The organism is Pararoseomonas sp. SCSIO 73927, assembly GCF_037040815.1.
GTDB lineage: Bacteria > Pseudomonadota > Alphaproteobacteria > Acetobacterales > Acetobacteraceae > Roseomonas.
Genome location: NZ_CP146232.1, coordinates 530,604 through 557,478, shown reverse-complemented (window position 1 = coordinate 557,478; position 26,875 = coordinate 530,604). Strand labels below are relative to the sequence as shown.

The 26,875-nt window shown below is 71.6% G+C and carries 28 protein-coding genes; 17 read left to right on the top strand and 11 right to left on the bottom strand.

From position 1 onward, the window contains the following. Position 1 precedes the first annotated feature (1 nt). From rpsF to VQH23_RS02670, 4 genes are all read right to left on the bottom strand, one after another. Positions 2 to 481 carry a 30S ribosomal protein S6 gene (rpsF, locus tag VQH23_RS02685; protein WP_338664075.1) on the bottom strand — a complete coding sequence of 160 codons (480 nt, stop codon included), beginning with the start codon at positions 479 to 481 and terminating at the stop codon, positions 2 to 4. 167 nt (positions 482 to 648) lie between these two features. Continuing rightward, the gene (locus VQH23_RS02680) at positions 649 to 873 is read right to left on the bottom strand and encodes a hypothetical protein (RefSeq protein ID WP_338664074.1); all 225 of its coding nucleotides are present in this window, start codon (positions 871 to 873) and stop codon (positions 649 to 651) included. 78 nt (positions 874 to 951) lie between these two features. Continuing rightward, entirely contained in the window at positions 952 to 1,635 is a 684-nt protein-coding gene (locus tag VQH23_RS02675) for a Fe2+-dependent dioxygenase (RefSeq protein WP_338664073.1), read from the bottom strand. 109 nt (positions 1,636 to 1,744) lie between these two features. Further along, a complete protein-coding gene (locus VQH23_RS02670) occupies positions 1,745 to 3,985 on the bottom strand; it encodes a TonB-dependent siderophore receptor (protein ID WP_338664072.1) in 2,241 nt (746 codons plus the stop codon). 323 nt (positions 3,986 to 4,308) lie between these two features. Here VQH23_RS02670 and VQH23_RS02665 point away from each other — a divergent pair, with 323 nt between their 5' ends. The 8 genes from VQH23_RS02665 (at position 4,309) to VQH23_RS02630 (ending at position 10,676) form a co-directional block, all read left to right on the top strand. Further along, on the top strand, positions 4,309 to 4,572 hold the full coding sequence (locus VQH23_RS02665) for a hypothetical protein (RefSeq protein WP_338664071.1): 264 nt from the start codon (positions 4,309 to 4,311) through the stop codon (positions 4,570 to 4,572). 111 nt (positions 4,573 to 4,683) lie between these two features. Beyond that, positions 4,684 to 5,643 (top strand): ACP S-malonyltransferase, encoded by a 960-nt coding sequence (gene fabD, locus VQH23_RS02660; protein WP_338664070.1) that lies wholly within the window; start codon positions 4,684 to 4,686, stop codon positions 5,641 to 5,643. Further along, the gene (locus VQH23_RS02655; RefSeq protein ID WP_338664069.1) at positions 5,640 to 6,107 is read left to right on the top strand and encodes a GNAT family N-acetyltransferase; all 468 of its coding nucleotides are present in this window, start codon (positions 5,640 to 5,642) and stop codon (positions 6,105 to 6,107) included. Before fabD ends, VQH23_RS02655 begins: the two co-directional genes overlap by 4 nt. Continuing rightward, entirely contained in the window at positions 6,107 to 6,844 is a 738-nt protein-coding gene (gene fabG / locus VQH23_RS02650; RefSeq protein WP_338664068.1) for a 3-oxoacyl-[acyl-carrier-protein] reductase, read from the top strand. The genes VQH23_RS02655 and fabG overlap by 1 nt, the downstream gene beginning before the upstream one ends. Before the next feature lie 206 nt (positions 6,845 to 7,050). Next, on the top strand, positions 7,051 to 7,290 hold the full coding sequence (locus VQH23_RS02645; RefSeq protein WP_043830727.1) for an acyl carrier protein: 240 nt from the start codon (positions 7,051 to 7,053) through the stop codon (positions 7,288 to 7,290). Between the two features lie 143 nt (positions 7,291 to 7,433). Further along, on the top strand, positions 7,434 to 8,717 hold the full coding sequence (gene fabF / locus VQH23_RS02640; RefSeq protein WP_338664067.1) for a beta-ketoacyl-ACP synthase II: 1,284 nt from the start codon (positions 7,434 to 7,436) through the stop codon (positions 8,715 to 8,717). A 35-nt stretch (positions 8,718 to 8,752) separates the two neighbouring features. After that, the gene (mltG, locus tag VQH23_RS02635; protein ID WP_338664066.1) at positions 8,753 to 9,769 is read left to right on the top strand and encodes an endolytic transglycosylase MltG; all 1,017 of its coding nucleotides are present in this window, start codon (positions 8,753 to 8,755) and stop codon (positions 9,767 to 9,769) included. Between the two features lie 19 nt (positions 9,770 to 9,788). Continuing rightward, positions 9,789 to 10,676, top strand: coding sequence for a DMT family transporter (locus VQH23_RS02630; RefSeq protein ID WP_338664065.1), 888 nt, complete (start codon positions 9,789 to 9,791; stop codon positions 10,674 to 10,676). A gap of 29 nt (positions 10,677 to 10,705) precedes the next feature. Here VQH23_RS02630 and rutA read toward each other — a convergent pair whose 3' ends face one another. Then, positions 10,706 to 11,791: a pyrimidine utilization protein A gene (rutA, locus tag VQH23_RS02625; protein WP_338664064.1), complete on the bottom strand. Its 1,086-nt coding sequence runs from the start codon at positions 11,789 to 11,791 to the stop codon at positions 10,706 to 10,708. 189 nt (positions 11,792 to 11,980) lie between these two features. On the opposite strand from rutA, the gene VQH23_RS02620 reads away from it, so the two are divergent. Then, positions 11,981 to 12,805, top strand: coding sequence for a TerC family protein (locus VQH23_RS02620; RefSeq protein WP_338664063.1), 825 nt, complete (start codon positions 11,981 to 11,983; stop codon positions 12,803 to 12,805). Here the strand turns inward: VQH23_RS02620 and VQH23_RS02615 are convergent. Next, entirely contained in the window at positions 12,738 to 13,571 is an 834-nt protein-coding gene (locus VQH23_RS02615) for an SDR family NAD(P)-dependent oxidoreductase (RefSeq protein WP_338664062.1), read from the bottom strand. The two genes, VQH23_RS02620 and VQH23_RS02615, sit on opposite strands and share 68 nt — an antisense overlap. Positions 13,572 to 13,598: 27 nt before the next feature. Between VQH23_RS02615 and VQH23_RS02610 the strand changes: the two genes are divergently transcribed. From VQH23_RS02610 to VQH23_RS02600, 3 genes are read left to right on the top strand one after another with little or no spacing between them, the layout of a single operon-like run. Beyond that, positions 13,599 to 14,492 carry a YicC/YloC family endoribonuclease gene (locus tag VQH23_RS02610; protein WP_338664061.1) on the top strand — a complete coding sequence of 298 codons (894 nt, stop codon included), beginning with the start codon at positions 13,599 to 13,601 and terminating at the stop codon, positions 14,490 to 14,492. Then, positions 14,489 to 15,124, top strand: a complete 636-nt coding sequence (gene gmk, locus VQH23_RS02605) for a guanylate kinase (protein ID WP_338664060.1) — start codon at positions 14,489 to 14,491, stop codon at positions 15,122 to 15,124. The genes VQH23_RS02610 and gmk overlap by 4 nt, the downstream gene beginning before the upstream one ends. Continuing rightward, positions 15,124 to 16,056, top strand: coding sequence for an AEC family transporter (locus VQH23_RS02600; protein ID WP_338664059.1), 933 nt, complete (start codon positions 15,124 to 15,126; stop codon positions 16,054 to 16,056). The genes gmk and VQH23_RS02600 overlap by 1 nt, the downstream gene beginning before the upstream one ends. Before the next feature lie 11 nt (positions 16,057 to 16,067). On the opposite strand, the gene VQH23_RS02595 is transcribed toward VQH23_RS02600, so the two are convergent. Further along, complete coding sequence (locus VQH23_RS02595) at positions 16,068 to 16,343, bottom strand: Usg-like family protein (RefSeq protein WP_338664058.1); 276 nt, start codon at positions 16,341 to 16,343, stop codon at positions 16,068 to 16,070. Between the two features lie 240 nt (positions 16,344 to 16,583). Between VQH23_RS02595 and groES the strand changes: the two genes are divergently transcribed. The 3 genes from groES (at position 16,584) to VQH23_RS02580 (ending at position 18,914) form a co-directional block, all read left to right on the top strand. Continuing rightward, positions 16,584 to 16,883, top strand: a complete 300-nt coding sequence (gene groES / locus VQH23_RS02590) for a co-chaperone GroES (RefSeq protein ID WP_338664057.1) — start codon at positions 16,584 to 16,586, stop codon at positions 16,881 to 16,883. A 53-nt stretch (positions 16,884 to 16,936) separates the two neighbouring features. Continuing rightward, a complete protein-coding gene (gene groL / locus VQH23_RS02585) occupies positions 16,937 to 18,583 on the top strand; it encodes a chaperonin GroEL (RefSeq protein WP_338664056.1) in 1,647 nt (548 codons plus the stop codon). Between the two features lie 121 nt (positions 18,584 to 18,704). After that, positions 18,705 to 18,914 carry a cold shock domain-containing protein gene (locus VQH23_RS02580; RefSeq protein WP_338664055.1) on the top strand — a complete coding sequence of 70 codons (210 nt, stop codon included), beginning with the start codon at positions 18,705 to 18,707 and terminating at the stop codon, positions 18,912 to 18,914. 39 nt (positions 18,915 to 18,953) lie between these two features. Here the strand turns inward: VQH23_RS02580 and VQH23_RS02575 are convergent, their stop codons facing one another. The 3 genes from VQH23_RS02575 to VQH23_RS02565 form a co-directional block, all read right to left on the bottom strand. Then, on the bottom strand, positions 18,954 to 19,445 hold the full coding sequence (locus VQH23_RS02575) for a hypothetical protein (RefSeq protein WP_338664054.1): 492 nt from the start codon (positions 19,443 to 19,445) through the stop codon (positions 18,954 to 18,956). Positions 19,446 to 19,530: 85 nt separating this feature from the next. After that, positions 19,531 to 19,980 (bottom strand): tellurite resistance TerB family protein, encoded by a 450-nt coding sequence (locus VQH23_RS02570; RefSeq protein WP_338664053.1) that lies wholly within the window; start codon positions 19,978 to 19,980, stop codon positions 19,531 to 19,533. Between the two features lie 35 nt (positions 19,981 to 20,015). Then, on the bottom strand, positions 20,016 to 22,856 hold the full coding sequence (locus VQH23_RS02565) for an ATP-dependent DNA helicase (protein WP_338664052.1): 2,841 nt from the start codon (positions 22,854 to 22,856) through the stop codon (positions 20,016 to 20,018). Positions 22,857 to 23,012: 156 nt separating this feature from the next. On the opposite strand from VQH23_RS02565, the gene fbaA reads away from it, so the two are divergent. Both fbaA and VQH23_RS02555 read left to right on the top strand, forming a co-directional pair. Beyond that, positions 23,013 to 24,110 (top strand): class II fructose-bisphosphate aldolase, encoded by a 1,098-nt coding sequence (fbaA, locus tag VQH23_RS02560; RefSeq protein ID WP_338664051.1) that lies wholly within the window; start codon positions 23,013 to 23,015, stop codon positions 24,108 to 24,110. A gap of 101 nt (positions 24,111 to 24,211) precedes the next feature. Beyond that, positions 24,212 to 25,591: a PLP-dependent aminotransferase family protein gene (locus tag VQH23_RS02555; RefSeq protein ID WP_338664050.1), complete on the top strand. Its 1,380-nt coding sequence runs from the start codon at positions 24,212 to 24,214 to the stop codon at positions 25,589 to 25,591. Here VQH23_RS02555 and VQH23_RS02550 read toward each other — a convergent pair. After that, positions 25,588 to 26,865, bottom strand: coding sequence for a hydroxymethylglutaryl-CoA reductase, degradative (locus VQH23_RS02550; protein WP_338664049.1), 1,278 nt, complete (start codon positions 26,863 to 26,865; stop codon positions 25,588 to 25,590). The two genes, VQH23_RS02555 and VQH23_RS02550, sit on opposite strands and share 4 nt — an antisense overlap. Positions 26,866 to 26,875: the final 10 nt, after the last annotated feature.

Sequence of the window (26,875 nt, the reverse complement as noted above, 5' to 3'; positions counted from 1 at the left end):
CTTACTCCTCGCCGCCCATGCCACCCATGCCGTCCGCGTCGTCGCGGGGGCGGGCGCGGAACTCCTCGCGGTCGTCGCCGCGCTCGCGGCCGCGGCCGGAGCCGAAGCGGCCGGCCGGGCGGGGGCCGCGGAAGCCGCGGTCGCGCTCACGGTCGTCGCCGCGCTTGGCGAGGATGGCGGAGGGGGCGTCGTCAATCGTCTCGATCCGCAGCGTCATGTGGCGCAGCACGTCCTCGTGCAGGCCCAGCTGGCGCGCGGTCTCCTTCTCGGCCTCGGCCGGGCAGTCGAGGCCCAGCAGCATGTAGTGGGCCTTGCGGTTCTTCTTGATCTTGTACGCGAGGCCGCGGAGGCCCCAGTACTCGCGCTTGCGGATCTCGCCGCCGGCGGCGCCGACGATCTCGCCGACCTGGTCGGCGATGGCCTCGACCTGCGCCTGAGTCAGATCATTCCGCGCGATGAGCACGGTTTCATACAGCGGCATCTGTTTCCCTTCGGATGTCTCAGCCCCGGAGGCCGACGCGGGATGCGAGGGCCGGAAAAAGGGCATAGCCGCGCGCGATGCCTCGCGCCCGGCAGGGTGGCGGGGGCGTATAGCCGGGTGGACGGGCGGGGGCAAGCCGGTTGAAGGGGGCGTGGTCCCCGGCGCGGTCAGCCGGTGCCGCCGTCGTCGGTCTTGCCGCCCTCGGCCAGCTTCCGCAGCTCCTCGGAGCCCAGCCCGGCGGGGATCGAGCCGGCCAGGCTGCCGTCCCCGGCCTCCTCATGGGCCTTGTTGGTCGGGGCGCCGCCCTTGGTGTGGGTATCGCTGCCCGGGCCGGGCGCGGGGCTCTGGTCCTCGCTGTGGTCCTGGCCCGACCTGTCATGGTTGTCGCTCATCGGTCTCTCCGTTCTTTCTGGGCCTGGAGAGGGAAACGCGCGAGCGCGCCGAGGTATGCTCGCCCCTCGGACTGGCTCTCAGATCTCCACCCAGCGGCGGAGGAGGTTGTGGTAGCCGGAGGTCATGGCGAGCACGCCCGGGTGGTCGTCCGGCAGGTCCTGGCGGAGCGCGATGATCCCCATGTCCATCTCGTAGAGTAAGGCGCGCTGGGCGTCGTCCTTCACCATGGATTGGGTCCAGAAGAAGGAGCCCCAGCGGCTGCCCCGCGTCACGGGGTTCACGTGGTGGAGGGAGGTGGAGGGATAAACAACCATGTCCCCGGCCGGGAGCTTCACCGCTTGCTCGCCGTAGGTGTCCTGCACCACCAGCTCGCCGCCGTCGTAGTCGCCGGGTTCGGTGAGAAAGAGGGTGGAGGAGACATCGGCACGGATACGCCCGCCGGTGCCGGGCACGGCGCGGATGGCGTTGTCCACGTGCGGCCGGAAGGTCATGCCGGGGTCGTAGCGGTTGAACATGGGCGGCAGCACGCGCAGCGGCAGGGCGGCGGTGGCGAAGAGCGGGCTGCGGCCGAGGGCGCGGAGGACGAGCTCGCCCAGTTCCCCAGCCACGGGGGAGTCCACGGGGATCTGAAGGTTGTTCTTCACCTTGGCGGATTGCTCGCCGGCGGTGGCGCGGCCGTCCTGCCAGGCGGCGGCCTCCAGGCGCTCCCGGCAGAGGGCGACCTCGGCGGGCGTCAGAACCTGGGGGATGCGGACGAGCATCGGGGCGCTCCGGGCTTGGAAACGAGAGCGGGCGGCGGGGGTGGCCTTGTGCCACTCCCGCCGCCCGGCGTCATGTGCGGGGGCGCATCCCGCCCCCGCATACCCGCCGTCAGAAGTCGGCGGCGAGGGAGACGAGCACGGTGCGGCCGCCGGCGACCACGGCGCGGTTGCCGAACAGGCCCTCGTAGTTGGTGCGGTCCGTCAGGTTGTAGCCGTTCACGCGCACCGTCAGGTTCTGGTTGATGCGGTGCTGGATCAGGGCGTCCAGGCTGAAGTTGTCCGGCACCTCCGCGGTGTTCGCCGTGTCCACGAAGACCTGGCTGCGATAGACGATGCCGGCGCCGACCGTGACGTTCCAGGGCGTGTCGCGGGCGATGTCGTAGGTCGTCCAGACCGAGGCAGAGTGCTTCGGCACGTACTGCACGCGCCGGCCGACGCTGGTGGCGGTGGTGGAACGCGTCGTCTTGCTGTCCAGGTAGGTGTAGTTGGCCAGGATATTCCATTCCGGCGTGATGCGGCCGGTGATCCCCAGCTCCACGCCGCGGATCCGCTGACGGTCATTGGTGGCCACGAACTCGCCCACCGCCGTGTCCGAGGGGGCCAGGGCGTTGTTGCGCTCGGAGTGGAAGAGTGCGGCGGTCAGGCCCAGGCGCTGGTCGAGAAGGCTGATCTTCGCGCCGATCTCGTGATTGGTGTTCCGGGTCGGCTCGAAGTTGCTGTTGAAGCTGCCCGCATCGGCCGGGAAGGTCGTGAAGAAGGTGCCCGGCGGCGTCGTGGAGGTGGAGTAGGAGTAGTAGTAGGTCTGGCTCGGCGTCGGCTCCCAGACCACGCCGGCGCGCGGGTCGAAGAAGCTGTCGCGCACGCTGACGTTCTGGGAGGGCGCGAGACCCGGCGCGCCGGCCTTGTAGTCGAAGTCGTAGTTCGTCCAGCGGAAGCCGCCATAGACCGAGAGCGTGGGCAAAAGGAACAGGCGCTCGTTCAGGAACAGGCCGAGATTGGTGGATTCCGTGTTCCGGACGTTGTTGGCCGCGCCCGTGTTCAGCATCAGGTCGTTGTTGGTCCAGGGGTTCAGCAGCGTGACGCTCGGGCGCGTGGGGGAGTAGGGGTAGGCCGTGCGGTCCACCGTCTCGTGCGCGATGTCCACGCCGGCCGTCAGCTCGTGCCGGAAGGGGCCGGTGGTGAAGCGGGCGAGGGCGGTGGTGAGGTTCTGGATCCCCTCGTTCACCTGATGGTACGGCGCGTTGCTGCCGCCGCCATAGGCGAGGGTGGGGTTCAGGCCGCGGAAGAACTGCCCGGAGCAGGAGTTGAAGTAGGACACCGTCGCGGTCTGGCCGCCGCAGGTGGCCGCGGTCAGTGCCGTGTAGCGGTCCACATGCGTGTAGCGCGTGTCGTTGGTGACGGTGAGCCAGTTGCTGAAACGGTGGGACAGGCGGCCGGTGACGCGGTCCACCGTCACGTTGTCCAGGTCGTTGTCGATGCCGTAAAAGTTGGCGCGGCGCACGCCGTACTCGGAGGCGGGGCGGCCGGTGGCGCCGGGGCCGCTGAAGACGATGGGCATGCCGCCGTCGATCGTGTGGCGGTCGCGGTAGTGCAGGTATTCCAGCGAGAAGGTGGTCGGCGTGCCGAGGCCGAAGGCGATGGAGGGGGCGACGCCCCAGCGGCGCGTGTCGATGTCGTCGCGGTCCACCACGCTGCTGGACTGGCCCATGACGTTGATGCGCGCCGCGATCGTCTCGCTGATGCGCTGGTTGATGTCGAGCGTGCCGCGGGCGAAGGGCCCCATGCCGCCGGTGGCCACGCCGGAGTAGCGGGTCTCCAGTGTCGGCAGGCGGCTGTTCACGTTGATGCCGCCGCCGATGGAGCTGGTGCCGAGGGCGAAGCCGGAGGCGCCCTTCAGGACCTGCACGTCCTCGTAGGTGAAGGCGTCGCGCGAGTAGGAGCCGAAGTCGCGCAGCCCGTCCACCAGCACGTCGTTCTGGGCGGAGAAGCCGCGGATGCGGAACTGGTCGCCCGAGACGCCGCCATTGCCCTCGCCGATGGTGGAAGTGATGCCGGGGACGTTGCGCAGCGCCTGCTCCAGCGTGGTGACGGTCTGCTGCTGCAGGATCTCCTGCGGCACCACGTTGATGGTCTGCGGGGTGTCCTGGATGGAGTTGGGGAGGCGAGGATTGCCCGTGGTGGCCTGGAGCTGGTTCGCGGGGGCCGCGCCGGTCACGGCCACTTCCGGGACGGGAATGGTGGGCGCAGCGCCGGGGATGGTTCCCTGGGCGAAGGCGGGGGCGAGGGCGGCGCCCCCTGCCATCGCGGCGCCGAGGCTGAGGCTGGCGACCAGGGCAGTGCTGGGGGCCATCGGGCCTCCCGGGGAGACGCGGCGCATCGGGGCAACCTTGCTCAGTTGGTAATGAGAATCGCTCTTAGTTTCCCGCGTTACAGCGGGTCAAGATTGCGTGTGAGAGTCGTTCTCAGTGAAACCCGACTGTTGCAGCGTAAGCACGCCTTGTTCTGGAACGGGACGTCCTAGATTGCCGGATTGTAATTTAAAAGGAGCGAGCCGCGGGACTTCCGGCCTGAAACGTAAAGTCACCTGCCGCCTTCATTCTGCCGCTGCCCCGCCTTCGTGCCGGGCCGATCCGGCCGGATGACCGGCGGATCAGAGATATGGAGGTTGCGACGATGTCCTGGCTTTCCCGTTCCATCCTGCTGGCCGGCCTGGTTGCCGGCGGCGCCGTCCTCTCCCCCGCCCAGGCCGCGCCGGCTTCCGCCGCGCCGATGCTGGCCGGGCCGCTGGCCGAGACCTCCTCTGACCTGCTGCAGGAGGTGCGCTACGTCACCCGCTGCCGCCCGCGGACGGTGTACCGGCAGGACCGCTTCGGCCGCCCGGTGCGCGTGACCCGCGAGGTCTGCCGCCGCGTGTGGGTGGGCCGCGGCCGCTACTAGAGGGCGCGCTGCCGGCGCTGCGGTTGACAGCGCCGTGACACCGCCGCTACCCCGCCGCGCCACGGCGGGGTAGCGGTTCCCTGCTGGGCCACAGGCAGGAAACACGTCACCATGGCCCTCGCGCTCGTCTTTCCCGGCCAGGGCAGCCAGGCCGTCGGCATGGGCCGGGACCTCGCCGCCGCCTTCGCCCCCGCGCGCGAGGTGTTCGAGGCAGTGGACGAGACGCTGCACCAGAACCTCACCCGGCTGATGTTCGAGGGGCCGGCGGAGGAGCTGACCCTCACGGCGAACGCGCAGCCTGCGCTGATGGCCGTCTCGCTGGCGGTGCTGCGGGTGCTGGAGGCCGAGGGCGGCTTCGATATCAAGGGCAAGGTGGCGCTGGTGGCCGGGCACTCGCTCGGGGAGTACAGCGCGCTCGCGGCCGTGCGGGCCTTCGATGTGCCGCAGGCGGCGCGGCTGCTGCGGCTGCGGGGCGAGGCCATGCAGAAGGCGGTGCCGGCGGGCACGGGCGCCATGGCGGCGCTGCTGGGGGCCGAGATGGAGCAGGCGCGGGCCATCTGCGAGCGCGCGGCCGAGGACCCGGTGACAGGGGAGCGGCAGGTGGTCGAGGCCGCCAACGACAATGGCGGCGGGCAGGTGGTGATCTCCGGCCACAAGGCCGCGGTGGAGCGGGCGGTGGAGCTCGCGAAGGCCGAGGGGGTGAAGCGCGCCATGCTGCTGCCCGTCTCCGCGCCCTTTCACTCCTCCCTGATGGCCCCGGCGGCCGATGCGATGGGCGAGGCGCTGGAGCGGGATCCGCCGCGCGCGCCGCTGGTGCCGGTGGTGGCGAACGTGACCGCCGCCAAGGCGACGGACCCCGGCACGATCCGCGACCTGCTGGTGCGGCAGGTCACGGGCACGGTGCGCTGGCGCGAGTGCGTGGCGGCCATGACCGCGATGGGCTGCGACCGATTCATCGAGGTCGGCTCGGGCAAGGTGCTGACGGGGCTGATGAAGCGGAACGCGCCGGAGGCCACCGCCACCGCCTGCGGCACGCCTGCCGAGATCGAGGCGGTGCTGAGGTCGCTGTGAGCGACGGCATGGGCGGCGCCGCCCACCTCACCGTCGAGGACGCGGCGGACCCGGGGGCCCGCGCGGCCGTGCTGGACGGGCTGATCGCCTTCAACACGGCCCGGACCGGGCCGGGGATCTTCGACGCAACGCCCCTGCTGGTGGTGCTGCGCGACGGTGCCGGCGCCCCGATCGGCGGGCTGGTGGGGCGGAACCGGGCGGGCTGGCTCTACGTGGAGCTGCTGCACATCCCGGAATCCCATCGCGGCCAGGGCCTGGGGCGGGAGATCCTGGGGCGGGCGGAGGAGGAGGCGCGCGGGCGCGGCCTCACGGGTGTCTGGCTCGAGACCTACGCCTTCCAGGCGCCCGGCTTCTACGCCCGCATGGGCTACACCACCGTGGGCACGCTGCCCGGCTGCCCGCCGGGACAGGCGTGCCACTTCCTTGCCAAGCGCCTCGACGGCGCGCCCCTGGAGACCCCGTGATGTTCGACCTGACCGGCAAGACCGCCCTCGTCACCGGCGCCACGGGGGGAATCGGCGCGGCCATCGCCCGCGCGCTGCACGCCCAGGGGGCGAAGGTGGCGCTCACCGGGCGGCGGGAGGCGGAGCTGGCCTCGCTCGCCTCCGAGCTGGGGGAACGGGCCTTCGTGGCCCCGGCCGACCTCTCCGATCCCGCCGCTCCGGCCGCGCTGGTGGAGAAGGTGGAGGCGGAGTTCGGCGTGCTGGACATCCTGGTGAACAATGCCGGGCTGACGCGGGACGGGCTGGCGCTGCGGATGGGCGACAAGGACTGGTCCGACGTGATCGAGGTGGACCTGACCGCCCCGTTCCGCCTGGCCCGCGCCTGCCTGCGGGGGATGATGAAGCGGCGCACGGGGCGGATCGTCTCCATCGCCTCCATCGTCGGCGTCACCGGCAATCCCGGGCAGGCGAACTACGCCGCGGCCAAGGCGGGGCTGATCGGGATGAGCAAGGCCCTGGCCCAGGAGGTGGCGCCGCGCGGCGTGACGGTGAACGTGGTGGCGCCGGGCTTCGTCAAGACCGCCATGACGGACGCGCTGAACGACGCCCAGAAGGCCGCGCTGATGGGCCGCATCCCCATGGGCCGGATGGGCGCTTCCGAGGACATCGCGTCCGCCGTGGCCTACCTCGCCTCCGACGAGGCGGCCTGGGTGACGGGGGTGACGCTCCACGTCAACGGCGGCATGGCGATGATCTGAGAGGGGGATCTGGGAAGGGGAAAGGGTGCGAGCGGGAACAACGGTCCTTGAACCGGGCCTCCCGCCTCCCCTCCTTCGGCCTAGGCCGCGTGACAGAGGCGTGCTAAGGCGCGCGCCCAATGTGCCCGGGCGCCGACCTGCGACCTTCGCCCGGCCGCATGAACGGGTTTCCGGCGGGCAGCCGCCATCAGGAGAGAGCAAACGCGATGAGCGAAACCGCCGAGAAGGTGAAGAAGATCGTGGTCGAGCACCTCGGCGTCGAGGAGGCGAAGGTGACCCCGGAGGCGTCCTTCATCGACGACCTGGGCGCGGACAGCCTGGACACGGTCGAGCTGGTGATGGCCTTCGAGGAGGCCTTTGGCGTGGAGATCCCGGACGACGCGGCCGAGAAGATCACGACCGTCGGCGACGCCATCACCTATATCGACGCGCACAAGACGGCCTGAAGGCCCAACCGTGACCGGCGGGCCGCCCATCCCGGGCCGGCCCGGCCGTAAGTTCATGACGCGCGGCGGGGCCGGTTCCACCGGCCACCGCCAGGCCCCGCAGGAGTGGCCGGGCCCTCGGCGCGGGTAGGGAGTAAGCGAGAGTGTTCGGTCAGCTCACGGCCCCGCGCCGCGTCGTCGTCACCGGCATGGGAATTGCCAGCCCGCTGGGCCTTGGCGTGGAGCATGTCTGGAAGCGGATGCTGGCCGGGGAATCCGGCATCACCGCCATCCAGGGCTTCGACGTGTCCAACCTGCCCGCGAAGATCGCGGGCACGGTGCCGGTCGGCACGAAGGCCGATGGCGCGCTGGACCTGGCGGAGTGGATCCCCGTCAAGGACCAGAAGAAGATGGACCGCTTCATCCAGCTCGCGCTGGTGGCGGCCACTGAGGCGGTCGAGGATTCCGGCTGGGTGCCGGAAACGGAGGAGGATCGCTACGCCACCGGCGTGATGATCGGCTCCGGCATCGGCGGGCTGCAGACGATCTACGAGGCCTCCCAGCTCATCGCGGCCGGCAAGCACCGCCGGCTCTCGCCCTTCTTCATCCCCTCGGCGCTGATCAACCTCGCCTCCGGGCATGTCTCCATCAAGTACGGCTTCAAGGGACCGAACCATTCCGTGGTGACGGCCTGCGCGACCGGCGTGCACGCGCTCGGCGACGCATCGCGGCTGATCGCGCTCGGCGACGCCGACGTGATGGTGGCCGGCGGGGCCGAGGCGGCGGTTGTCGAGATCGGCATGGCCGGCTTCGCCGCCTCCCGTGCGCTCTCCACCGCCTTCAACGACACGCCGGCCGCGGCGTCCCGCCCCTGGGACAAGGACCGGGACGGCTTCGTGATGGGCGAGGGCTCGGGGGTGCTGGTGCTCGAGGAGTACGAGCACGCCAAGGCCCGCGGCGCCAAGATTTACGGCGAGGTGATCGGCTACGGCATGTCCGGCGACGCCTATCACATCACGGCGCCTGCCGAGGGGCATGAGGGCGCCTTCCGGGCGATGAAGGCCTGCTTCCGCTCCTGCGGCCTGTCGCCGGAGGACGTGCAGTACATCAACGCCCACGGCACGAGCACGCCGCTGGGCGACGACCTGGAGCTGCAGGCGGTGGAGCGGCTGTTCGGCGATGCCGCCAAGGGCGTGGCCATGTCCTCCACCAAGTCGGCGATCGGGCACCTGCTGGGCGCGGCGGGGGCGGTGGAGGCGATCTTCTCCCTGCTGGCCATCCGCGACGGCGTGGCGCCGCCGACGCTGAACCTGGAGGAGCCCTCCCACCCCTCGGTCATCGACCGGGTGGCGAAGGAGGCGCAGCCGCGCAAGATCGAGGTGGCGCTGTCCAACTCCTTCGGCTTCGGTGGCACCAACGCCTCCATCCTGTTCAAGGCCGCGGCCTGAACCCTACTTCCTGCCGCTGAGGGGATTGCCCGCCGATGGGACGTGCGATCCGTGGGCTGCTGATCCTGGTGCTGATCCTCGGCCTGGCCGGGGGCGGCGCCTTCCTCTACGCGCGGCAGGTCTATGAGAGCCCGGGGCCGCTCGCGGAGCCGCGGAACCTCGTGGTGCCGCGCGGGGGCACGGAGGCGATCGGGGCGGCGCTGCAGGGCGCGGGGATCGTGGCCGATGCGCGCGCCTTCCTCGTCGCCGCCACGGTGACGCGCGGCGAGGGGCCGCTGCGGGCCGGTGAGTTCGCCTTCCCCGCCGGGGGTTCCCTGCGCGACGTGCTGGAGGTGCTGCGGACGGCGCGGCCGGTACAGCGGCGCCTGACGATCCCGGAGGGGCTGACGGCCCGGCAGATGGTGGCCCTGATCGACCGGGCCGAGGGCCTGACGGGCGAGACGCCGCCGGTGGACGAGGGCGACCTGCTGCCGGAGACCTATACCTATCAGTGGGGCGACACGCGCGCCGCGATCGTCCGCCGGGCCGAGGCCGCCATGGCGGAGGCGCTGCGCGAGGCCTGGGCGGGGCGGGCAGGGGACCTGCCGATCGCCTCCCCGCGGGAGGCTCTGGTGCTGGCGAGCATCGTGGAGCGGGAGACGGGCGTCGCGGCGGAGCGGCCGCGGGTGGCCTCCGTCTTCGTGAACCGGCTGCGGCGGGGGATGCCGCTGCAATCCGACCCGACCGTGGCCTATGCGGCCGCGGACGGGGCGGTGCTGGAGCGGGCGCTGACGCGGGCCGACCTGGACCGGGACCACCCCTTCAACACCTACCGCAACCGGGGCCTGCCGCCCGGCCCCATCGCCTCCCCGGGCAAGGAGGCGCTGCGGGCGGTGACGCGGCCGGACGCGACGGATTTCCTCTACTTCGTGGCGGACGGCACGGGCGGGCACGCCTTCTCGCGGACGTTGGATGAGCACAACCGCAACGTGGCGCGCTGGCGCGAGGTGGAGCGGGGGCGCGCGGCCCCGGCGACCAACCCGGCGCCACCGACGCCGGCAACGGCGCGGTGAGGTCCGGCGGGGCCCCGGCTTGAGCGGGGCGCCGCTCTCGGGCTGGCCGCTCTGGTGGCGGCTCCTGTTGGTTTCCGGGCTCTGGGCCACCGCCTTTCCCGTGGTGCGGCTGGCCACGCGCTCCATGCCGCCCTTCGCGCTCTCCTTCGGGCGGGGGGTGGTGGCGGCCGTGGTGATGCTGGGCTTCGTGATGGCGACAGGCGCGCTTCGCGGGGTGCGGCGCGGCATCTGGCGGCACGGGCTGCTGTTGGGCACGACGAATGGCTGGCTGCCGAACTGCCTTCTCGCGGTGGCGCTGGTCTCTCTGGGGGCGGCGACGGTGGCGCTGATTCAGTCCACCACGCCGCTCTTCGTCGCGCTGCTGGCCTTCCCCTTCCTGCCGGCGGAACGGCCGGGGCTGCGGACCCTGGCGGGGATGGCGGCCGGCTTCGCGGGGATCGCGGTGATTCTCGGCTCGCAGGCGCTGCTGGGCGGGGATGGGCTGCTGGCGGGCGGGCTGGTGCTGCTGTCAGCGCTCTCCTACGCCGTGGGCACGGTCTATGTGCGGCTGCGGCAGCCGGGCTCGCCCGTGGCGCTCTCGGTAGGGCAGCAGGCCGCCAGCGCGCTGGGAGCGGGGGCGATGACCCTGCTCTTCGAGCCGGCGGGGGCCTTCGACCAGCCGATCGAGGTCTGGGGGGCCGTGCTCTGGCTGGGGGTGGTGAGCTCCGCCCTTCCGCTGGCCTTCTTCCTCGCCCTGGCGCAGCGGGCGCGGGCGACGGACGCGGCCATGACAGGTTATCTCCAGCCCGGCTTCGCCGCCCTCTTCGCCGCGCCCTTGCTGGGGGAATGGCCCGAGCCGCGGGTCTGGCTGGGCGGGGCGGTGGTGCTGCTCGGGGTCTGGCTGGCAACGGGGCGGCGGGGGCCGTAGCCGCCGCATCCGGCCTTAGCGTTCGGTGGTCAGGACAGGGCGGGCTCGGGCAGGTGGGCGCGGCTTCTCATCAGGGGCTGGATGCGCTGCCCGAAGGCCTCGATGCCCTCGAGGAAGTCGTCGAAGGTGAGGAGGACGCCGGAGAGGCCGGGGACCTCCGCCATCTCGTCCAGCATGCGCGCCACCGAGGCGTAGGAGCCGACGAGGGTGCCCATGTTCAGGTTGATGGCGCCTTCGGGCAACGCGTACTGCTTGGCGTTGGCGTCCGCGCCCGACCGGGTGTCGGCGGCGGCCTGGCCGGCCATCCAGGCGATGGCCTCCCGGTCCGCACCGGCCTGGTAGTGGTTCCACCGGGCCCAGGCGGCCTCCTCCGTCTCGTCCGCGATGAGCATGATGAGAGCGAGGGAGCCGACCTTCCGGCCGGTGACGGCGGCGGCGGCCCCGGTGCGGGCGACCATCGGCGCCAGGGCCTTCGGGGTGTTGATGCCCTGTCCCAGGCAGAAGTTGTAGTCCGCGTACTCTGCCATGAACGCCAGCCCGGCGGCGCTCTGCCCGGCGCAGACGATCGGGATGTCGGCGCTCGGCTTCGGCAGCAGGCGGCAGTCATCCATCTGGAAGAACTGGCCCTTGAAGTCCGACCGGCCGGTGGACCAGAGCTCGCGGATGACGGTGGCGTACTCGGAGAGGTGGTCGTAGCGGGAGGCGAAGTGCTCGTCGCCCGGCCAGAGGCCCATCTGCGAGTATTCCGGGCGCTGCCAGCCGGTGATGAGGTTCACCCCGAAGCGGCCGGGGGCGATGGAATCGATGGTGACGGCCATGCGGGCCATGATGGCCGGGGGCAGCACCAGGGAGGCCGCGGTAGCGAAGAGCCTGATCCGGCTGGTGACGGCGGCGAGGCCGGCCATGAGGGTGAAGGATTCCAGGTTGTAGTCCCAGAACTCCGTTTTTCCGCCGAAGCCGCGCAGCTTGATCATAGAGAGGAGAAAGTCGAGCCCGTAGTGCTCCGCGCGCTGGGAGACCCTCTTGTTCAGCTCGAAACTCGGCTTGTACTGGGGCGCGTTGGCCGAGATGAGCCAGCCGTTGTTGCCGATCGGGATGAAGACGCCGACTTCCATGCCTGAGTGGCCTCCTGCTGAGGAGAGGAGCCGAGCAAATCCCGTTCCACGGGGGCGGCCGGCGCGGAACCCTGGCCTCGGAAACGGGTTGTAACAAAAAGATCGGGCGCAACTTGCGCGCCGAGCCTTTCAGAGTGCCGCCCGCCGCACCATACCAGGGCGCACATTACAGAAAGGACATGCTAGGCCGTGGAAGCCGAGGTTCTGATTGCCCTGTTGGCGTTGATCGGCATGGAGGTGGTCCTTGGGATCGACAACCTCGTCTTCATCGCGATCCTGAGTAACCGCCTGCCGGTGGAGCAGCGCCGCAAGGCCCGGCTGATCGGCCTTGGCCTCGCCGTGGTGATGCGGTTGGGCATGCTGGCCGGCGTGGGCTGGCTGATGTCGCTGACGACGCCGCTGTTCACGATTCTCGGCAACGAGTTCTCGGGCCGCGACATCATCCTGCTGGCGGGCGGCGTTTTCCTGATCGTCAAGGCGGTGATCGAGATCCACCATCGCGTGGACCCGGCTTCCCAGGCCGATGCGAAGGCGGCGAACCAGGTCGTCGCCAGCTTCGGCGCCACCGTGTTCCAGATCATCCTGATCGACATGGTGTTCAGCGTGGACAGCATCCTCGCTGCGATCGGCATGACGAGCGTCATGTGGGTCATCGCGGTGGCGATCCTCGTGTCCGTTACCGTCATGCTGCTGTCGATGGATGCCCTCTCCAATTTCATGGAGAAGAACCCGACGGTGGTGATGCTGGCGCTCGCCTTCCTCGTGATGATCGGCATGGTGCTGATCGGCGAGGGGCTGGGCTTCCACCTGCCCAAGGGCTTCGTCTACGTCGCCATGGCCTTCGCGGCGGCGGTGGAGGGGCTGAACATCTGGGCGCGGCGCTCGGACGGGAAGCGCACCGTTTCCCCGACGAGCACCACCCTCGCCGCGCCAGGGGAGGCCTCGGTCAGCCAGCAGGCGGTGGCGGAGGAGGTTCTGGCGCACCGGAACCCGCCTTCGACGGCAGCCGGCTGAGCCAGGAGACGGGCAGCGCGCCCGCGAGGCGCGCCGCCGCGTAGAGGGGCCAGGGGAAGACAACCCTGGCCCTTCCTTTTTGCACCCCCGCCAGGGTGAGGCGGGCGGCCCTCTCCGGCTCCATCAGGAAGGGCATGGGGAAGGTGTTCGGGGCCGTCATCGGCGTCCGGATGAAGCCCGGGCAGACCGCGTGGAGGCGGATGCCGTTTCTCCGGGCCGTGGCGTCCGTGGCCTCGGTCCAGCGCTGGAGCGCCGTCTTGGAGGCGCAGTAGGCGGGGGCGCCGGGCGATGCGGTGAAGGCCGCGATGGAGGCGATGGCGGCCACCCGGCCGCGGATGCCGTCCGGGCCCGGCGGCTGGGCGCCCATGAGGTCCAGCGCGGGCATGATCGTGTTCAGGGCGCCCGTCAGGTTCACCGCGAAGATGCGGGCGACCGCCTCCGGTGCCTCCCGCGTGCCGCCGGTGCCGGCGGAGGTGCCGGCATTGGCGACGAGGAGGTCGAGGCCGCCCGTGCTGCCAACCATGCCGCGGATCCAGGCGGCGGCCGCTTCCGCGTCCCGCACGTCGAAGGCGGTCTCGGCCACCGTGGCGCCCGCGGCGCGGCAGGCGGCGGCGGTGGCGGCGAGGCGGGCGGGGTCGCGGCCCGAGAGGTGCAGGGTGCGGCCGGGGGCGGCGAGTTCCAGGGCCAGGGCGGCGCCGAGGCCGGAGGAGGCGCCGGTGATCGCGGCGCGGGGCCATGGCCAGGTGGCCTTGCTGCCTTGCATCATGCCCTCTCCCGCCGCAGAAGGCCGAACATGGCCATCCGATCCATGACCGGCTTCGCGCGCGCCACCGGGACGCTTCCCGATGGCACCCCCTTCACCTGGGAACTCCGCAGCGTCAACGGGCGGGGGCTGGACGTGCGGCTGCGCCTGCCGGGCGGGCTGGACGTGCTGGAGGCGCCGCTGCGGGAGGCGGCGGCGGCGCGCTTCGCGCGGGGCAACGTCTCCGCCACCCTGACGGTGAAGCGGGAGGACCGGGCGCCGCGGCTGGTGCTGGACCCCGCGGCGCTGGAGCGGGCGCTGGCGCTGGTCTCGGACCTCGCGGCGCGGATGCCGGGGGCGGCGGCACCCCGGCCGGAAGCGGTGCTGGCCCTGCCGGGCGTGCTGCGGACGGAGGTGGAGGTGCCGGACGAGGCGGCGGAGGGCGCGCGGCGCGCCGCCGTCTCCGAGGGGTTCGGGGAGGCGCTGGCCGAGCTCTTCGCGGCTCGGGCGGCGGAAGGGGCGCGGCTGCACGGCATCCTCTCCACCCTGCTGGACGAGATCGAGGCGCTGCGGGCTCAGGCGGCGGCGGAGGCGGCGCGGCAGCCGGCGGCGCACCGGGCGCGGCTGGAGGCGGTGCTGCGGGAGCTGCTGGAGGGCGAGCGGCGCGTGCCGGAGGAGCGGCTGGCCGGGGAGGTAGCGCTGCTGGCCGCGCGCTCCGACGTGCGGGAGGAGCTGGACCGGCTGGGCGCCCATGTCGAGGCCGCGCGGGCGCTGCTGGCCGAGGGGGCGCCGGTGGGGCGCAAGCTGGAGTTCCTGACCCAGGAGTTCGGGCGGGAGTCGAACACGCTGGGGGCCAAGGCGGGCAGCCTGGCGCTCACGCGGCTCTCCCTGGAGTTGAAGGCGGCGGTGGAGCGGCTGCGCGAGCAGGCGGCGAACGTGGAATGACCCCCGTGGATCCGAAGATGCGGCGAAGGGGGCTCTGCCTCGTGCTGGTGGCGCCTTCCGGCGCGGGGAAGACGAGCGTCTCGCGGGCGCTGCTGTCGCGGGAGGAGGAGCTGTCCCTCTCCATCTCCGCCACCACGCGGGCGGCGCGCCCGGGGGAGGTGCACGGGGTGCACTACTTCTTCCATGGGCCGGACGAGTTCGAGGCGATGGAGGCGGCGGGGCACTTCCTGGAGAGCGCCCATGTCTACGGCCGCCGCTACGGCACGCCGCGCGCCCCGGTGGAGGAGGCGCTGGCCTCCGGGCGAGACGTGCTGTTCGACGTGGACTGGCAGGGGCACCTGCTGCTGCAGCGCGCGATGCCCGGCGACGTGGTGGGGGTGTTCCTGATGCCGCCCTCCATCCCCGAGCTGGAGCGGCGGCTGCGGGCGCGGGGGACAGACAGCGAGGAGGAGATTCTCCGCCGCATGGGCAAGGCGCGCGACGATGCCTCCCACTGGCGGGAGTTCGACCACGTGCTGGTCAACACCGACTTCGCGGAGACGGTGGACACGGTGCAGGCCATCCTGCGGGCGGCGCGCACGGCGCGGGCGCGGAACCTGTGGCTGGGCGATTTCGTGGCGGGGATGGGGTAGTGCTCCAGGTCCTCGGCCTCGTCGCGCCGGTCTTCCTGCTGATCGCCCTCGGCTACGTGTCGGGCGTGCGGCGGATGCTCTCGGACGAGGCGATGCGGGGGATCAACGACTTCGCCTTCTGGCTCTGCGCGCCGGCCCTGCTGTTTGTCTCCGCGGCCTCGGGCGGGGGGCTGGCGGCGCATGGGGGGCGGCTGGAGGTCGCCTTCTTCTCCTGCGTGCTGCTTGTCTACGCCGCGTGCCTCGTGCTGTGCCGGGGGGTGGCGCGGCGGGGGCTGGCGGAATCGGGGCTCTTCGCCCTGAACTGCGCCTTCGGGAACACGCTGATGATGGGGCTGCCGGTGGTGCTGGCGAGCTTCGGGCCGGCGGGGGTGGCGCCGGCGACGGCGGTGATCGGGCTCTACTCCCTCATCATGCTGCCGCTGACCACGATCGTCGCGGAGGCCGGGCTGAGCGCGAGGGCGCGGCCGTTGCAGGTGCTGCGCGCCACCGCGCGGTCCGTGATCCGGAACCCCGTGGTGATGGCGGTGCTGCTGGGGCATCTCTGGGCCCTGTTCCTTCCGCCGCCGCCCGCCCCGATGCAGCGCTTCCTGCACCTGCTGGGCGGGGGCATGAGCCCCATGCTGCTCTTCTGCCTCGGCGCCTCGCTGCGCGATTTCGAGATCCGGCGGGACTGGGCGGACGCGGTGGCGATCAGCGCCGTGAAACTGGTGGTGCTGCCCGCCGTGGTCTTCGGCGCGGGGCGCTGGGCGGGGCTGGGGGCGCTGGAGCTCTCCGTGGTGGTGGTGATGGCCGCCATGCCGACGGGGGCGAACGCCTTCCTGCTCTCCCGCCGCTACGCGGTGGGGACGGAGCGGGCCGGGGCGGCGGTGCTGCTGAGCACGGTCGCCTCCGTGGTGACGCTGACGGCGGTGCTGGGGATTCTCGGCCGCTAGCGGCCGGAGGCCTAATGCAGGCGCAACTCGCCATCCGCGTAGGTGAATTCGGCGGGCTTCCAGAGGGCGGCGGAGGCGACGCGGACGGAGTGGAGCGCGCCCTCGATGTCCTTTCGCCAGAAATCGAGGAAGCCGTGCAACTCCGGGAAGGTCGGGGCGCGATCGACCTTCTGCCAGATGAAGGACTGCAGGACGGCCGGGTGGTCGGGCAGGCGGTAGAGGATCTCGGCCGTGGTCAGGTGCCATTCGGGGATGCGGACGACGTGCTCGATGCCCCGCAGGTGCATGTCCTTTCTCCTCAAGCCGGGCGGCAGGGAGGCCGCCAGGGGCGAATGGTGCCATGCAGGAGCAATGTCTGGGCGCAAAAAATGTTTCATATCAATGCAATGGCACTCTCACACCGAGAGTGCTGCTGGGCGCTTGACGGCGTGGGGGGTGATCTCCTAGATCGCTGGCACTCGCCGGGGGTGAGTGCCAACAATCCCCCGGCCGGGCTCAACCACGATCAAGGCTCAGGAGAGGATCGCATGGCGAACTTCCGTCCCCTGCATGACCGCGTTCTCGTCCGTCGCGTGACGGCCGAAGAGAAGAGCGCTGGCGGCATCATCATCCCCGACACCGCCAAGGAGAAGCCCCAGGAGGGCGAGGTCGTGTCCGTGGGTTCGGGCGCGCGCAACGAGGCCGGCCAGATCGTGGCGCTGGACGTGAAGGCCGGCGACCGCATCCTGTTCGGCAAGTGGTCCGGCACCGAGGTGAAGCTGAATGGTGAGGAGCTCCTGATCATGAAGGAGTCCGACATCATGGGCATCGTGGAGAAGGCCGCCTGATCGTTCCGTGAGGAACTGATCGGCGCTTTCCCAACACAAGAAAGGACATTCAGATGGCTGCGAAGGACGTCAAGTTCGGCGCCAATGCCCGTGAGCGCATGCTGCGCGGCGTGGACATCCTGGCCGACGCCGTGAAGGTGACGCTGGGCCCGAAGGGCCGCAACGTCGTGCTCGACAAGAGCTTCGGCGCGCCGCGGATCACCAAGGACGGCGTGACCGTCGCCAAGGAGATCGAGCTGGCCGACAAGTTCGAGAACATGGGCGCGCAGATGGTGCGCGAAGTGGCCTCGAAGCAGAACGACCTGGCCGGTGACGGCACGACCACCGCGACGGTGCTGGCCCAGGCCATCATCCGCGAGGGCGCCAAGGCCGTGGCCGCCGGCCTGAACCCGATGGACCTGAAGCGCGGCGTTGACAAGGCCGTGACGGTGATCGTGGCCGATCTGCAGGCGAAGACCCGCAAGATCACCACCTCCGCCGAGGTCGCCCAGGTCGGCTCGCTCTCCGCCAACGGCGAGACCGAGATCGGCGAAATGATCGCGCAGGCGATGGAGAAGGTCGGCAACGAGGGTGTCATCACCGTCGAGGAGGCCAAGTCCATCCAGACCGAGCTCGACGTCGTCGAGGGCATGCAGTTCGACCGCGGCTACGTCTCCCCGTACTTCATCACGAATGCGGAGAAGATGATCGCCGAGCTCGAGAACCCGTACATCCTGATCCACGAGAAGAAGCTCTCCCAGCTGCAGCCGATGCTGCCGCTGCTCGAGGCGGTGGTTCAGTCCGGGCGCCCGCTGGTGATCGTGGCCGAGGACATCGAGGGCGAGGCCCTGGCCACGCTCGTGGTGAACAAGCTGCGCGGCGGCCTGAAGATCGCGGCCGTGAAGGCCCCGGGCTTCGGCGATCGCCGCAAGGCGATGCTCGAGGACATCGCCATCCTGACGGGCGGTGAGGTGATCTCCGAGGATCTCGGCATCAAGCTCGAGAGCGTGACGCTGAACCAGCTCGGCCGTGCGAAGAACATTCGCATCGAGAAGGAGAATACCACGATCATCGACGGCGCCGGCGAGAAGGAGGCCATCGAGGGTCGCGTGGAGCAGATCAAGGCGCAGATCGAGGAGACCACCTCGGACTACGACCGTGAGAAGCTGCAGGAGCGTCTCGCCAAGCTGGCCGGCGGCGTCGCCGTGATCCGCGTTGGCGGTTCCTCCGAGGTCGAGGTGAAGGAGCGCAAGGACCGCGTCGACGACGCGCTGCACGCGACCCGCGCCGCGGTCGAGGAAGGCATCGTCCCCGGTGGTGGCGTGGCCCTGCTGCGCGCCAGCCTGAAGCTGGCCGACCTCAAGGGCCTGAACAACGACGAGCAGGTCGGGATCGAGATCGTTCGGCGCGCCATCGCGGTGCCGCTGAAGCAGATCGCCGAGAACGCCGGCAAGGACGGCGCGGTCATCGCCGGCGAGGTCCTCCGCAAGGACGACTACGAGTACGGCTACGACGCGCAGGCCGACGAGTACAAGGACCTGGTGGCGGCCGGCATCATCGACCCGACCAAGGTCGTTCGCACCGCCCTGCAGGACGCCGCTTCCGTGGCCTCCCTGCTGATCACCACCGAGGCGATGGTGGCCGAGCGCCCGGCGAAGGCCGCGGCCCCGGCCGGTGGCCCGGGCGGCGGCATGGGCGGCATGGGCGACATGGACTTCTGATCTGATGGGGATCGGCTTCGATCCCCACAGTCAGGCGTCAGCCATGACGAAGAGGGGCGGTCCGGCAACGGGCCGCCCTTCCTCGTTGTAGGGTGGGTCTTTCAGCGCGGAGGTTGGCGCGATGCCGATGGGGACGGTGGTCTGGTACCAGCCGCACAAGGGCTACGGCTTCATCCGGCCCGATGATGGCGGGCCGGACGTGATGGTGCACGAATCGGTGGTGGAGGCCGCCGGGCGGCGAGACCTGAAAAAGGGAGAGGAGATCGAGTACGAGGCGGCGCAGCTTCCGAAGAAGCCGGCGCCGATCGTGATGCGCATCCTCTCCCGCTAGGCGGGCCGGGGGGGCGGTGTGCCCTCCGGCGATCCGCCCCTACTCCTCCCAGACCTTGATGGCGGAGATCTTGCGGAGGACGCCCTTCGCGCGCTCCGCCTGGTCGGCGTTGGCGACGTTCACGGTGAGGACAGCGACGGCCTTCTCGGAGTCCGGGACGACCTCCGGGGTGGCGGCGTTGGTCACGCCCTGGGTGACGGCACCGGCGCCCAGGCCGGCGGCGGCGGCGGCGGCCACGGCCGGCAGGGCGGCACCGCCCGTGGCCACCACCACGCCCGCGGCGGCCATGGCGGCGCCGGCGGAGGCGATGCTGGTGCCCATGGTGCGAAGGTTGCGCTGCTCGTCCTCCTGCACCACCCCGTTCGTCTCGCCGGGGGCCTGGACGGGCTGGAGGCCGGTATCGGAGGTGCGGATGGAGATCTGGTCGCGGGGGATCGCCTCTGCGGTCAGGTACTGGATGGCCTGCTCGGCGCCTTCGTGGGTGCCGAAGCTCGCCATGACCTGGCGCTGGGCGTGCGGCATATCCGACATGGTGCGTTCCTCTGGGTTCGTCATGCCAGGGAACGCCGCTTGCGCCGGGTTGTTGCCGCCGGAACGGTCCCGGCGGCGGGACGGCTCAGATGACCTGGAAGCGGGCCTTGGCGGCGCGCTCGATCGCGCCGGCCACCAGGCGGTCGATGTCGAGGGCGATGCGGAAGTCCTGCAGGAAGCGAAGCTCCTCCTGGGAGGCGTCGCCATCGGCGGCGGCGATCTCGCATGCCAGGAGGTAGGCGGTCTCGCGGAGGCGCGGGGGCAGGGCGTCGCGGATCATCTCGCTGGCGCGGTCCAGCCCGTCCGCCTGGTCCAGCAGGCCGAGGACGACCTCGGTGACGGTGTCGATCTCGCTGGGGTGGAAGTCGCCGAAGGCCGGGAGTTCCCGGACGAGGCGGGACATGGCGGCGAGCTCCGCGTCCGTCATGCCGCGGTCGCTGACGCCCATCAGCACCATGGCGCAGACCAGGGCCTCCTGCGCGGTGAAGCGCGTGGGCAGGGGGGTGGGGGCGGTGTCCATGACGTTCGTGTCCATCGTGGGGGAAGGGTTCTTCCGCCGCGGCCCCTGCGTCAATCGGCGGGACGATCACCATTTAGGAAGCGCCGGGTTTCCCGCACCGCCTCGGCCAGTCCCATGCGGTGCACGGCCACGCCCTCCGGCAGGCCGGCAAGGAGGCGGGTGGGGGCGCGGGAATCCAGCAGGACGAAGACGCCGCGGTCATCGGCGCGGCGGATCAGGCGGCCGAAAGCCTGGCGCAGGCGGTGGCGGGCGATGGCGTCGTCATAGGCCTTGGGCCGGGCGCCGGAGAGGTGGGTGCGGCGCTCCCGGTGGAGGATGGTGGGGCGGGGCCAGGGAATGCGGTCGAAGACCAGCAGGCGGAGGGAGCGGCCGGGCACGTCCACGCCGTCCCGCAGGGCGTCCGTGCCGAGAAGGCAGGAATCCTCCTCCGCCCGGAAGACGTCCACGAGGGTGGCGTTGTCCATGGCGTCCACGTGCTGGGCGTAGAGGGGGAGGCCGGCGGCCTCCAGGCCCGGGGCCATGCGGCGATGGGCGTCGCGCAGGCGGCGGATGGCGGTGAAGAGGCCGAGGGCGCCGCCGCCGGAGGCGCGGAATAGCTGCTCCATCGCCATCGCGGCCTGGGGGCCATCCCGCGCAACGTCGGTGACGACGACCGCGAGGGTCTGGGCGGGGTAGTCGAAGGGGGAGGGGACGGCGGCGCGGATGGCGGGGCTGGCGATGTGGTTCGCGCCGGTGCGGGCCTCGGCCTCCTCCCAGGCGGCCTCGGCGTCACCCTCGCCGCTGTCCCGGAGCGTGGCGGAGGTGATGAGGAGGCCGTGGGCGGGGGCGGCGACCACGGTGGCGAAAGGCTGGGTGGGGTCGAGGAAGTGGCGGTGCAGGGCGGCGTCGATCACGCGGCCTTCCCGGCGGGTGATGGCGAGCCAGTCCACGTGGAGGGGACGGGTGCCGGGCTCGGGCGGGCGGTCCGACAGGGCCTTCAGCATGCCGCGCCAGGCGCCGAGGGGGCGCAGGCCGCGGCGCTCCACGGTGCGGCGGGCCGTGTCCAGGCGGATGCGGTCGCCGGTCTCCAACTCGGCGTCCGGGTCTTCCAGCAGGCCGGTGAGGCGGGCGTGGAGGGCCTGGAGGGGGGTCTCGACGAGGCGGAGGGCGTCCTCCAGCGCCGCCCCGGCCTCGGCGACGCCGGGGTTGAGGGGGTGGAGGTCGCACTCGGCGTCATAGCCGACATCGGCCTCCGGGCTGCGGGCGAAGACCTGGAGGATGATCGTGCGGAGGAAGGTCTCGCCGGGGTTGGTGCGGGCGGGATGGCCGGGGAGGTCCTCCTCGTCGAGGTCATGCTCCTCCGGCTCGCCGAGGCGGGAGGACCAGCCTGGGCCGGGGAGGCTGCCGGCGTGGCGCAGGGCTTCCTCCACCAGGGGGAGGAGGGCGGGGTGGTCGGTGGTGACCTCCTCCAGGCGGCGGCGCAGGCCGCGGGCGCGGCCGCGGCCGCCCTCCGCACCGAGGAGCCAGCGGCGCAGTTCGGCCATCTCGCCGCCGCTGATTTCCGCGGAGAAGGCGGCGTCGGCGGCGTCGAAGAGGTGGTGGCCCTCGTCGAAGACGTAGCGCAGGGCGGGCTTATCGTCGCCGCCGCCAAGCGCCGCCTGGACCATGACGAGGGCGTGGTTGGCGATGACGAGGCGCGCGGTGCGGGCGCGGCGGATGGAGTGCTCCACGAAGCAGCGGCGCCAGTGCGGGCAGGCGGAGTGGATGCACTCGCCGCGGCGGTCCGTGAGGCCGGCGACGTGGCCCCAGGGGAAGAGCTCGGCGATCCAGCCCGGGAAGTCGCCGCCCTGCATATCGCCGTCCCGCGTGGCGGCGGCCCAGCGGGAGACGAGGGAGAGGGCGAGGAGGCGGGAGGGCATGGCGCCGTTCACCGCCTCCTCGTGGTTCAGGAGGCAGAGATAGTTCTCGCGGCCCTTGCGGATGACGACGTGCTGGCGGCGCTCCGCCGGGTCGGGGAAGAGGCGGAAGAGCTCGCCGTCGATCTGGCGCTGGAGGTTGCGGGTGTAGGTGCTGACCCAGACGGGGGCGCCGTTGCGCTCGGCCCAGAGAGAGGCGGGGGCGATGTAGCCCAGCGTCTTGCCGGTGCCGGTGCCGGCCTCCGCCAGGACGAGCTGGGGGTGGCCCTCCGCCTCGCGCGGGGCGAAGGCGAGAGCGGCGGCGGAGGCGTAGTCGGCCTGGGCGGGGCGGGTCTCCGCGTCCGCGCCGAGGATCTCGGCCAGGCGCTTGCGGGCTTCCAGCGGGGCGACGGGGATGGAGGCGGGCGGGGTGGGGGGCGCGGTCTCCTCCCAGTCCGGGAGGCGGCGCCAGACCTTCAGCGCGTCCGTGCCCGGGCGGGCTTCGGGCTGGCCGAGGGCGGCGAGGAGGCTCGGGGCCCAAGTCCAGTCCGAGGCGTCGCGCAGGCGGGCGGCGAGCATGGCGGCATCGCGGTTGATCGGCGCGTGGCGCGTGGCGGCGAGGCGGCGGAGGAGGGTGGTGGCGATCTCCGGAAGGAGGATCGCGGCGGCCTCGTCGTCCTTCGGGGCATCCATCTCCAGCACCAGGGCGAGGCCGCGCGGGGTGGGGGCGGCGAGCTGGGCGGGGAGGATGAAGGCGAAGAGCTCAAGAAGGTCGAAGGCCACGGGGAAGGGCGGCAGGCCGAGGCGGCGGGCCGTGGCAGGGGCGTGAACGAGGATCGGGGGCGGGAGTTCGGACAGGCGGTTGGCGAGGGCGGCGGTGGGAAGGGTCTCGATCTCGCCATCGGGCGTGAGGATGGTGGCGCGGCCGATGCCGGCGACGAGGGCGGGGGCCTCGGGCAGCAGGAGACGAGGGGTGGACCCGGAAGGGGCGGGGGTGGGCGCCGCGGAAGGGGGCATCGGCCGGTCTATACGCGGTTTGTTCGCATCGGGGAGCCCGCGGCGTCGCCAATCTTTTGCCGAATCTTTCGCGCAGAGGAGGGTTCGGCGGAGTGCTTAGCTTGTATAAGGCGGCTATCCGGGCACTCGGATCAACAGGACGCGGGAAGGCAGAGCGTGGACCAAATTGCGCCGTCGGGCACCAACACGAAGCTGAAGCCGGGTGTCGTGACCGGCCAGGACTACCTGACCCTGCTCGAGGCCTGCCGCGAGGGCGGCTACGCCCTGCCGGCGGTGAACGTGGTGGGGACGAACTCCATCAACGCGGTGCTGGAGGCGGCGGCGAAGAACAAGTCCGACGTCATCATCCAGCTCTCCAACGGCGGTGCGCGCTTCTTCGGCGGCGAGGGCTGCCCGGACGCCGACGCGGCCCGGGTGCTGGGCGCGGTTTCCGCGGCGCAGCACGTGCACACGCTCGCGGCCGCCTACGGCGTCTGCGTCGTGCTGCACACCGACCACGCCGACCGCTCGCTGCTGCCCTGGATCAACAAGCTGATCGACCACGGCGAGGAGCACATGAAGCGGACGGGCAAGCCGCTCTACTCCTCCCACATGATCGACCTCTCGGCCGAGCCGCTGGACGTGAACATCGCGGAGTGCGCGACCGTGCTGAAGCGCATGGCGCCGCTGGGGATGAGCCTGGAGATCGAGCTCGGCGTGACCGGCGGCGAGGAGGACGGGATCGGGCACGACATCGACGAGAGCGCCGACAACGCCCACCTCTACACCCAGCCCGAGGACGTGCTGAAGGCCTGGGAGGTGCTGTCGCCGATCGGGCACATCACCATGGCGGCCTCCTTCGGGAACGTGCACGGCGTGTACGCGCCGGGCAACGTGAAGCTGCGGCCGGAGATCCTGAAGGCCTCGCAGGAGGCGGTGGCCGGCAAGTTCGGCGGTGGCGCGAAGCCGATGAGCCTTGTCTTCCACGGCGGCTCCGGTTCCGAGAAGGACAAGATCGCGGAGGCGGTTTCCTACGGCGTGTTCAAGATGAACATCGACACGGACACGCAGTTCGCTTTCTCCGAGCCGGTGGGCGCCTACGTCGATGCCAACCCGGTGGCCTTCAAGCACCAGATCGACCCCGCCACGGGCAAGCCGCAGAAGAAGTTCTACGACCCCCGCAAGTGGCTGCGGGCCGGCGAGAAGGGCGTGGCGAAGCGGCTGGACGAGGCCTTCGCCGACCTGGGTTCGGCCGGGCGCACCCTCGCCGGGTGAGGTGCTGCCCGGGCAACCGGGCAGGTTTTCCGAGGGGGGGGGCGGGTGCCGGTGGCGCCCGCCCCTTTCGCATGATGCCGGCGGCGTGCTGGAATCCCGCCATGTCCATCCCGTCCAAGGCCAGCACGATCGTCGAGCGGGTCACGGCCGCGATCGAGGGCGGGACGCTGAGGCCGGGGGAGCGCGTGGCCTCGGTGCGGAAGGGGGCGCGGGACAGGGGCGTCTCCAAGAACACGCTGGCGGTCGCCTATGACCAGCTCGTCGCGTCCGGCCACCTGGAGGCGCGGCGGGGGGCGGGGTATTTCGTGGCGGCGGCGCCGCGCATGCCGCCCCGGCGGATCGGGCCGGAGGTGGAGGAGGCGCTGGACCTCGTCTCGCTGCTGCGGGAGCAGACGGAGGCGCACTACGCCGTGCGGCCTGGCGAGGGGCGGCCGCCGCCGGCTTGGATGGAGGAGTCGGAACTCGGGGCGCATTTCGCCCGGGCTGCGCGCTTCGGGACGCAGGGCGGGGCGCACGACTATGGCAGCGCCTGGGGCTACGCGCCGCTGCGGGAGCGGATCGCGCTCTCGCTGCAGGAGCGGGCGATTCCCTGCCCGCCGGACCAGGTGCTGCTGACCGGCGGGGCGAACCACGCGCTGGACCTGATCATCCGGCACATGGTGGAGCCGGGGGACGCGGTGCTGGTGGACGATCCCGGCTACTACCCGCTGTTCGGCAAGCTGCGGCTGGCGCGGGCGCGGATCGTGGGGGTGCGGCGCGGGCCGGAGGGGCCGGATCTGGAGGATCTGGCGGAGAAGCTGGCGGTGGTGCGGCCGAAGCTCTTCTTCACGCAATCGCTGGCGCACAATCCGACGGGAGGGACGCTGGTGCCGGCCGTGGCGCACGCGGTGCTGCAGGCGGCGGAGCGGCACGGGTTCCATATCGTGGAGGACGATCCCTTCGCCGACATCCTGCCCGCCATGGCGACGCGGCTGGCGGCGCTGGACGGGCTGCGGCGGGTGCTGCACGTCGGCACCTTCTCCAAGACGCTCTCGGCCTCGCTGCGGGTGGGGTTCGTGGCGGCGGCGCCGGAGCTGTTGCGGGCGCTCGGGCACATGAAGCTGCTGACGGTGGTGGCGACGTCCCAGTACGCGGAGCGGCTGGTGGCGGGGTTGATGGCCGGCGGGCACTACCTGCGCCACCTGCGGCGGCTGCGGACGCGGGTGGAGCGGGCGACGGACGAGGCTCTGCGCGACCTGGCGGCCGTGGGGCTGAGGCCGCCGCGGCCGCCGGGCGGCGGGTTCTATCTGTGGACGCCACTGCCGGACGGGGTGGAGGAGGCGGCGATCGTGCGGGAGGCGGCGGCGCGGAGCATCTTCCTGGCGCCCGGGGCGGTGTTCAGCCCCGAGCGGCAGGCGGCGGTTCCCATACTGCGGCTGAACGTGGCGCATGCGAGCGACCCGCGCTTCATCGCCTTTCTCCGCGAGCGGCTGGGGGGCTAGCCGGCGCGCATCCGCTCCAGCTCCGCCACCGCCACGTCCTGGCGGACCTGCCGGCGCTCCACGAGGAGGGCGGCGAGGCGGGCCACCTCGTCGCCGGTGGCGCCGGCGGCGATGGCGACGTTGTTGGCGTGCAGGGCCATGTGGCCCTTCTGGATGCCGGTGGTGGCGAGGGCCTTCATGGCGCCGAAGTTCTGGGCAAGGCCGACGGCGGCGATGATGCGGGCGAGTTCCGCCGCGGTGGAGACGCCCAGGATCTTCAGGCAGGCGCGGGCCGTGGGGTGGATCTTCGTGGCGCCGCCGACGAGGCCGACGGGGAGAGGGACCTCGATGGAGCCGGCGAGGTGGCCTTCCGCCGTGACCTCCCAGTTGGTGAGGCTGGTGTAGCGGCCGTTGCGGGCGGCGAAGGCGTGGGCGCCGGCCTCCACCGCGCGGGTATCGTTGCCGGTGGCGAGCACCACGGCGGAGATGCCGTTCATGATGCCCTTGTTGTGGGTGGCGGCGCGGTAAGGGTCGGCTTCCGCGAAGTGGTAGGCGCTGATCATGCCGTCGCGCACGGCCTCTCCGCCGATGGCTTCGGCGGTCCAGGTGGCGCGAGCGCGGGCGAGGCGGCGGTCGGCGAGGTTGGAGAGGATGCGGAGGAAGACCTTGCCGCCGGTCCAGGCCTCGATCCTCGGGGCGAGGGTCTCGGCCATGGTGTTGACGGTGTTGGCGCCCATGGCGTCGCAGGTGTCGACAATGAGGTGCGTGACGACCATCGGGCCGCCGCGGGAGGGGACGACGCGAACCTCGAGGTCGCGGAAGCCGCCGCCGAGGCTGACGAGCATGGGGTCGCAGCCGTCGCAGGTGGCGGCGACCTCCTCGCGCTTCTCGAGGATGCGGAGGCGGGCGTTCTCCGGGTCGGTCACGCCGACGAGCTGGACCTGGGCGATCATCAGGTTGCCGGAGACGGAGGTGGTGAAGCCGCCGGACTCGTAGCACTGGCGCGCGGAGTTGCAGACGGCGGCGACGACGGAGGATTCCTCCGTGGCCATCGGCACCAGCACGTCCTTCCCATCGACGCGCATGTTGGTGGCGACGCCGATGGGAATGGAGAGGGTGGCGACCACGTTCTCGATCATGTGGTCGGCCAGGTGCGGGTCGATGTTGCCGGGGGCGGCGAGCTGGGCCTGCGTCGCCTCGTCCAGGTTCGAGAAGGCGGCGACGGCCTCCAGCCGCTCCGCCGTGCTCATGCGGTGGAAGCCCGGAATGCGGGAGGTCAGGTTGCTGATGGTCATGATCTGTCCG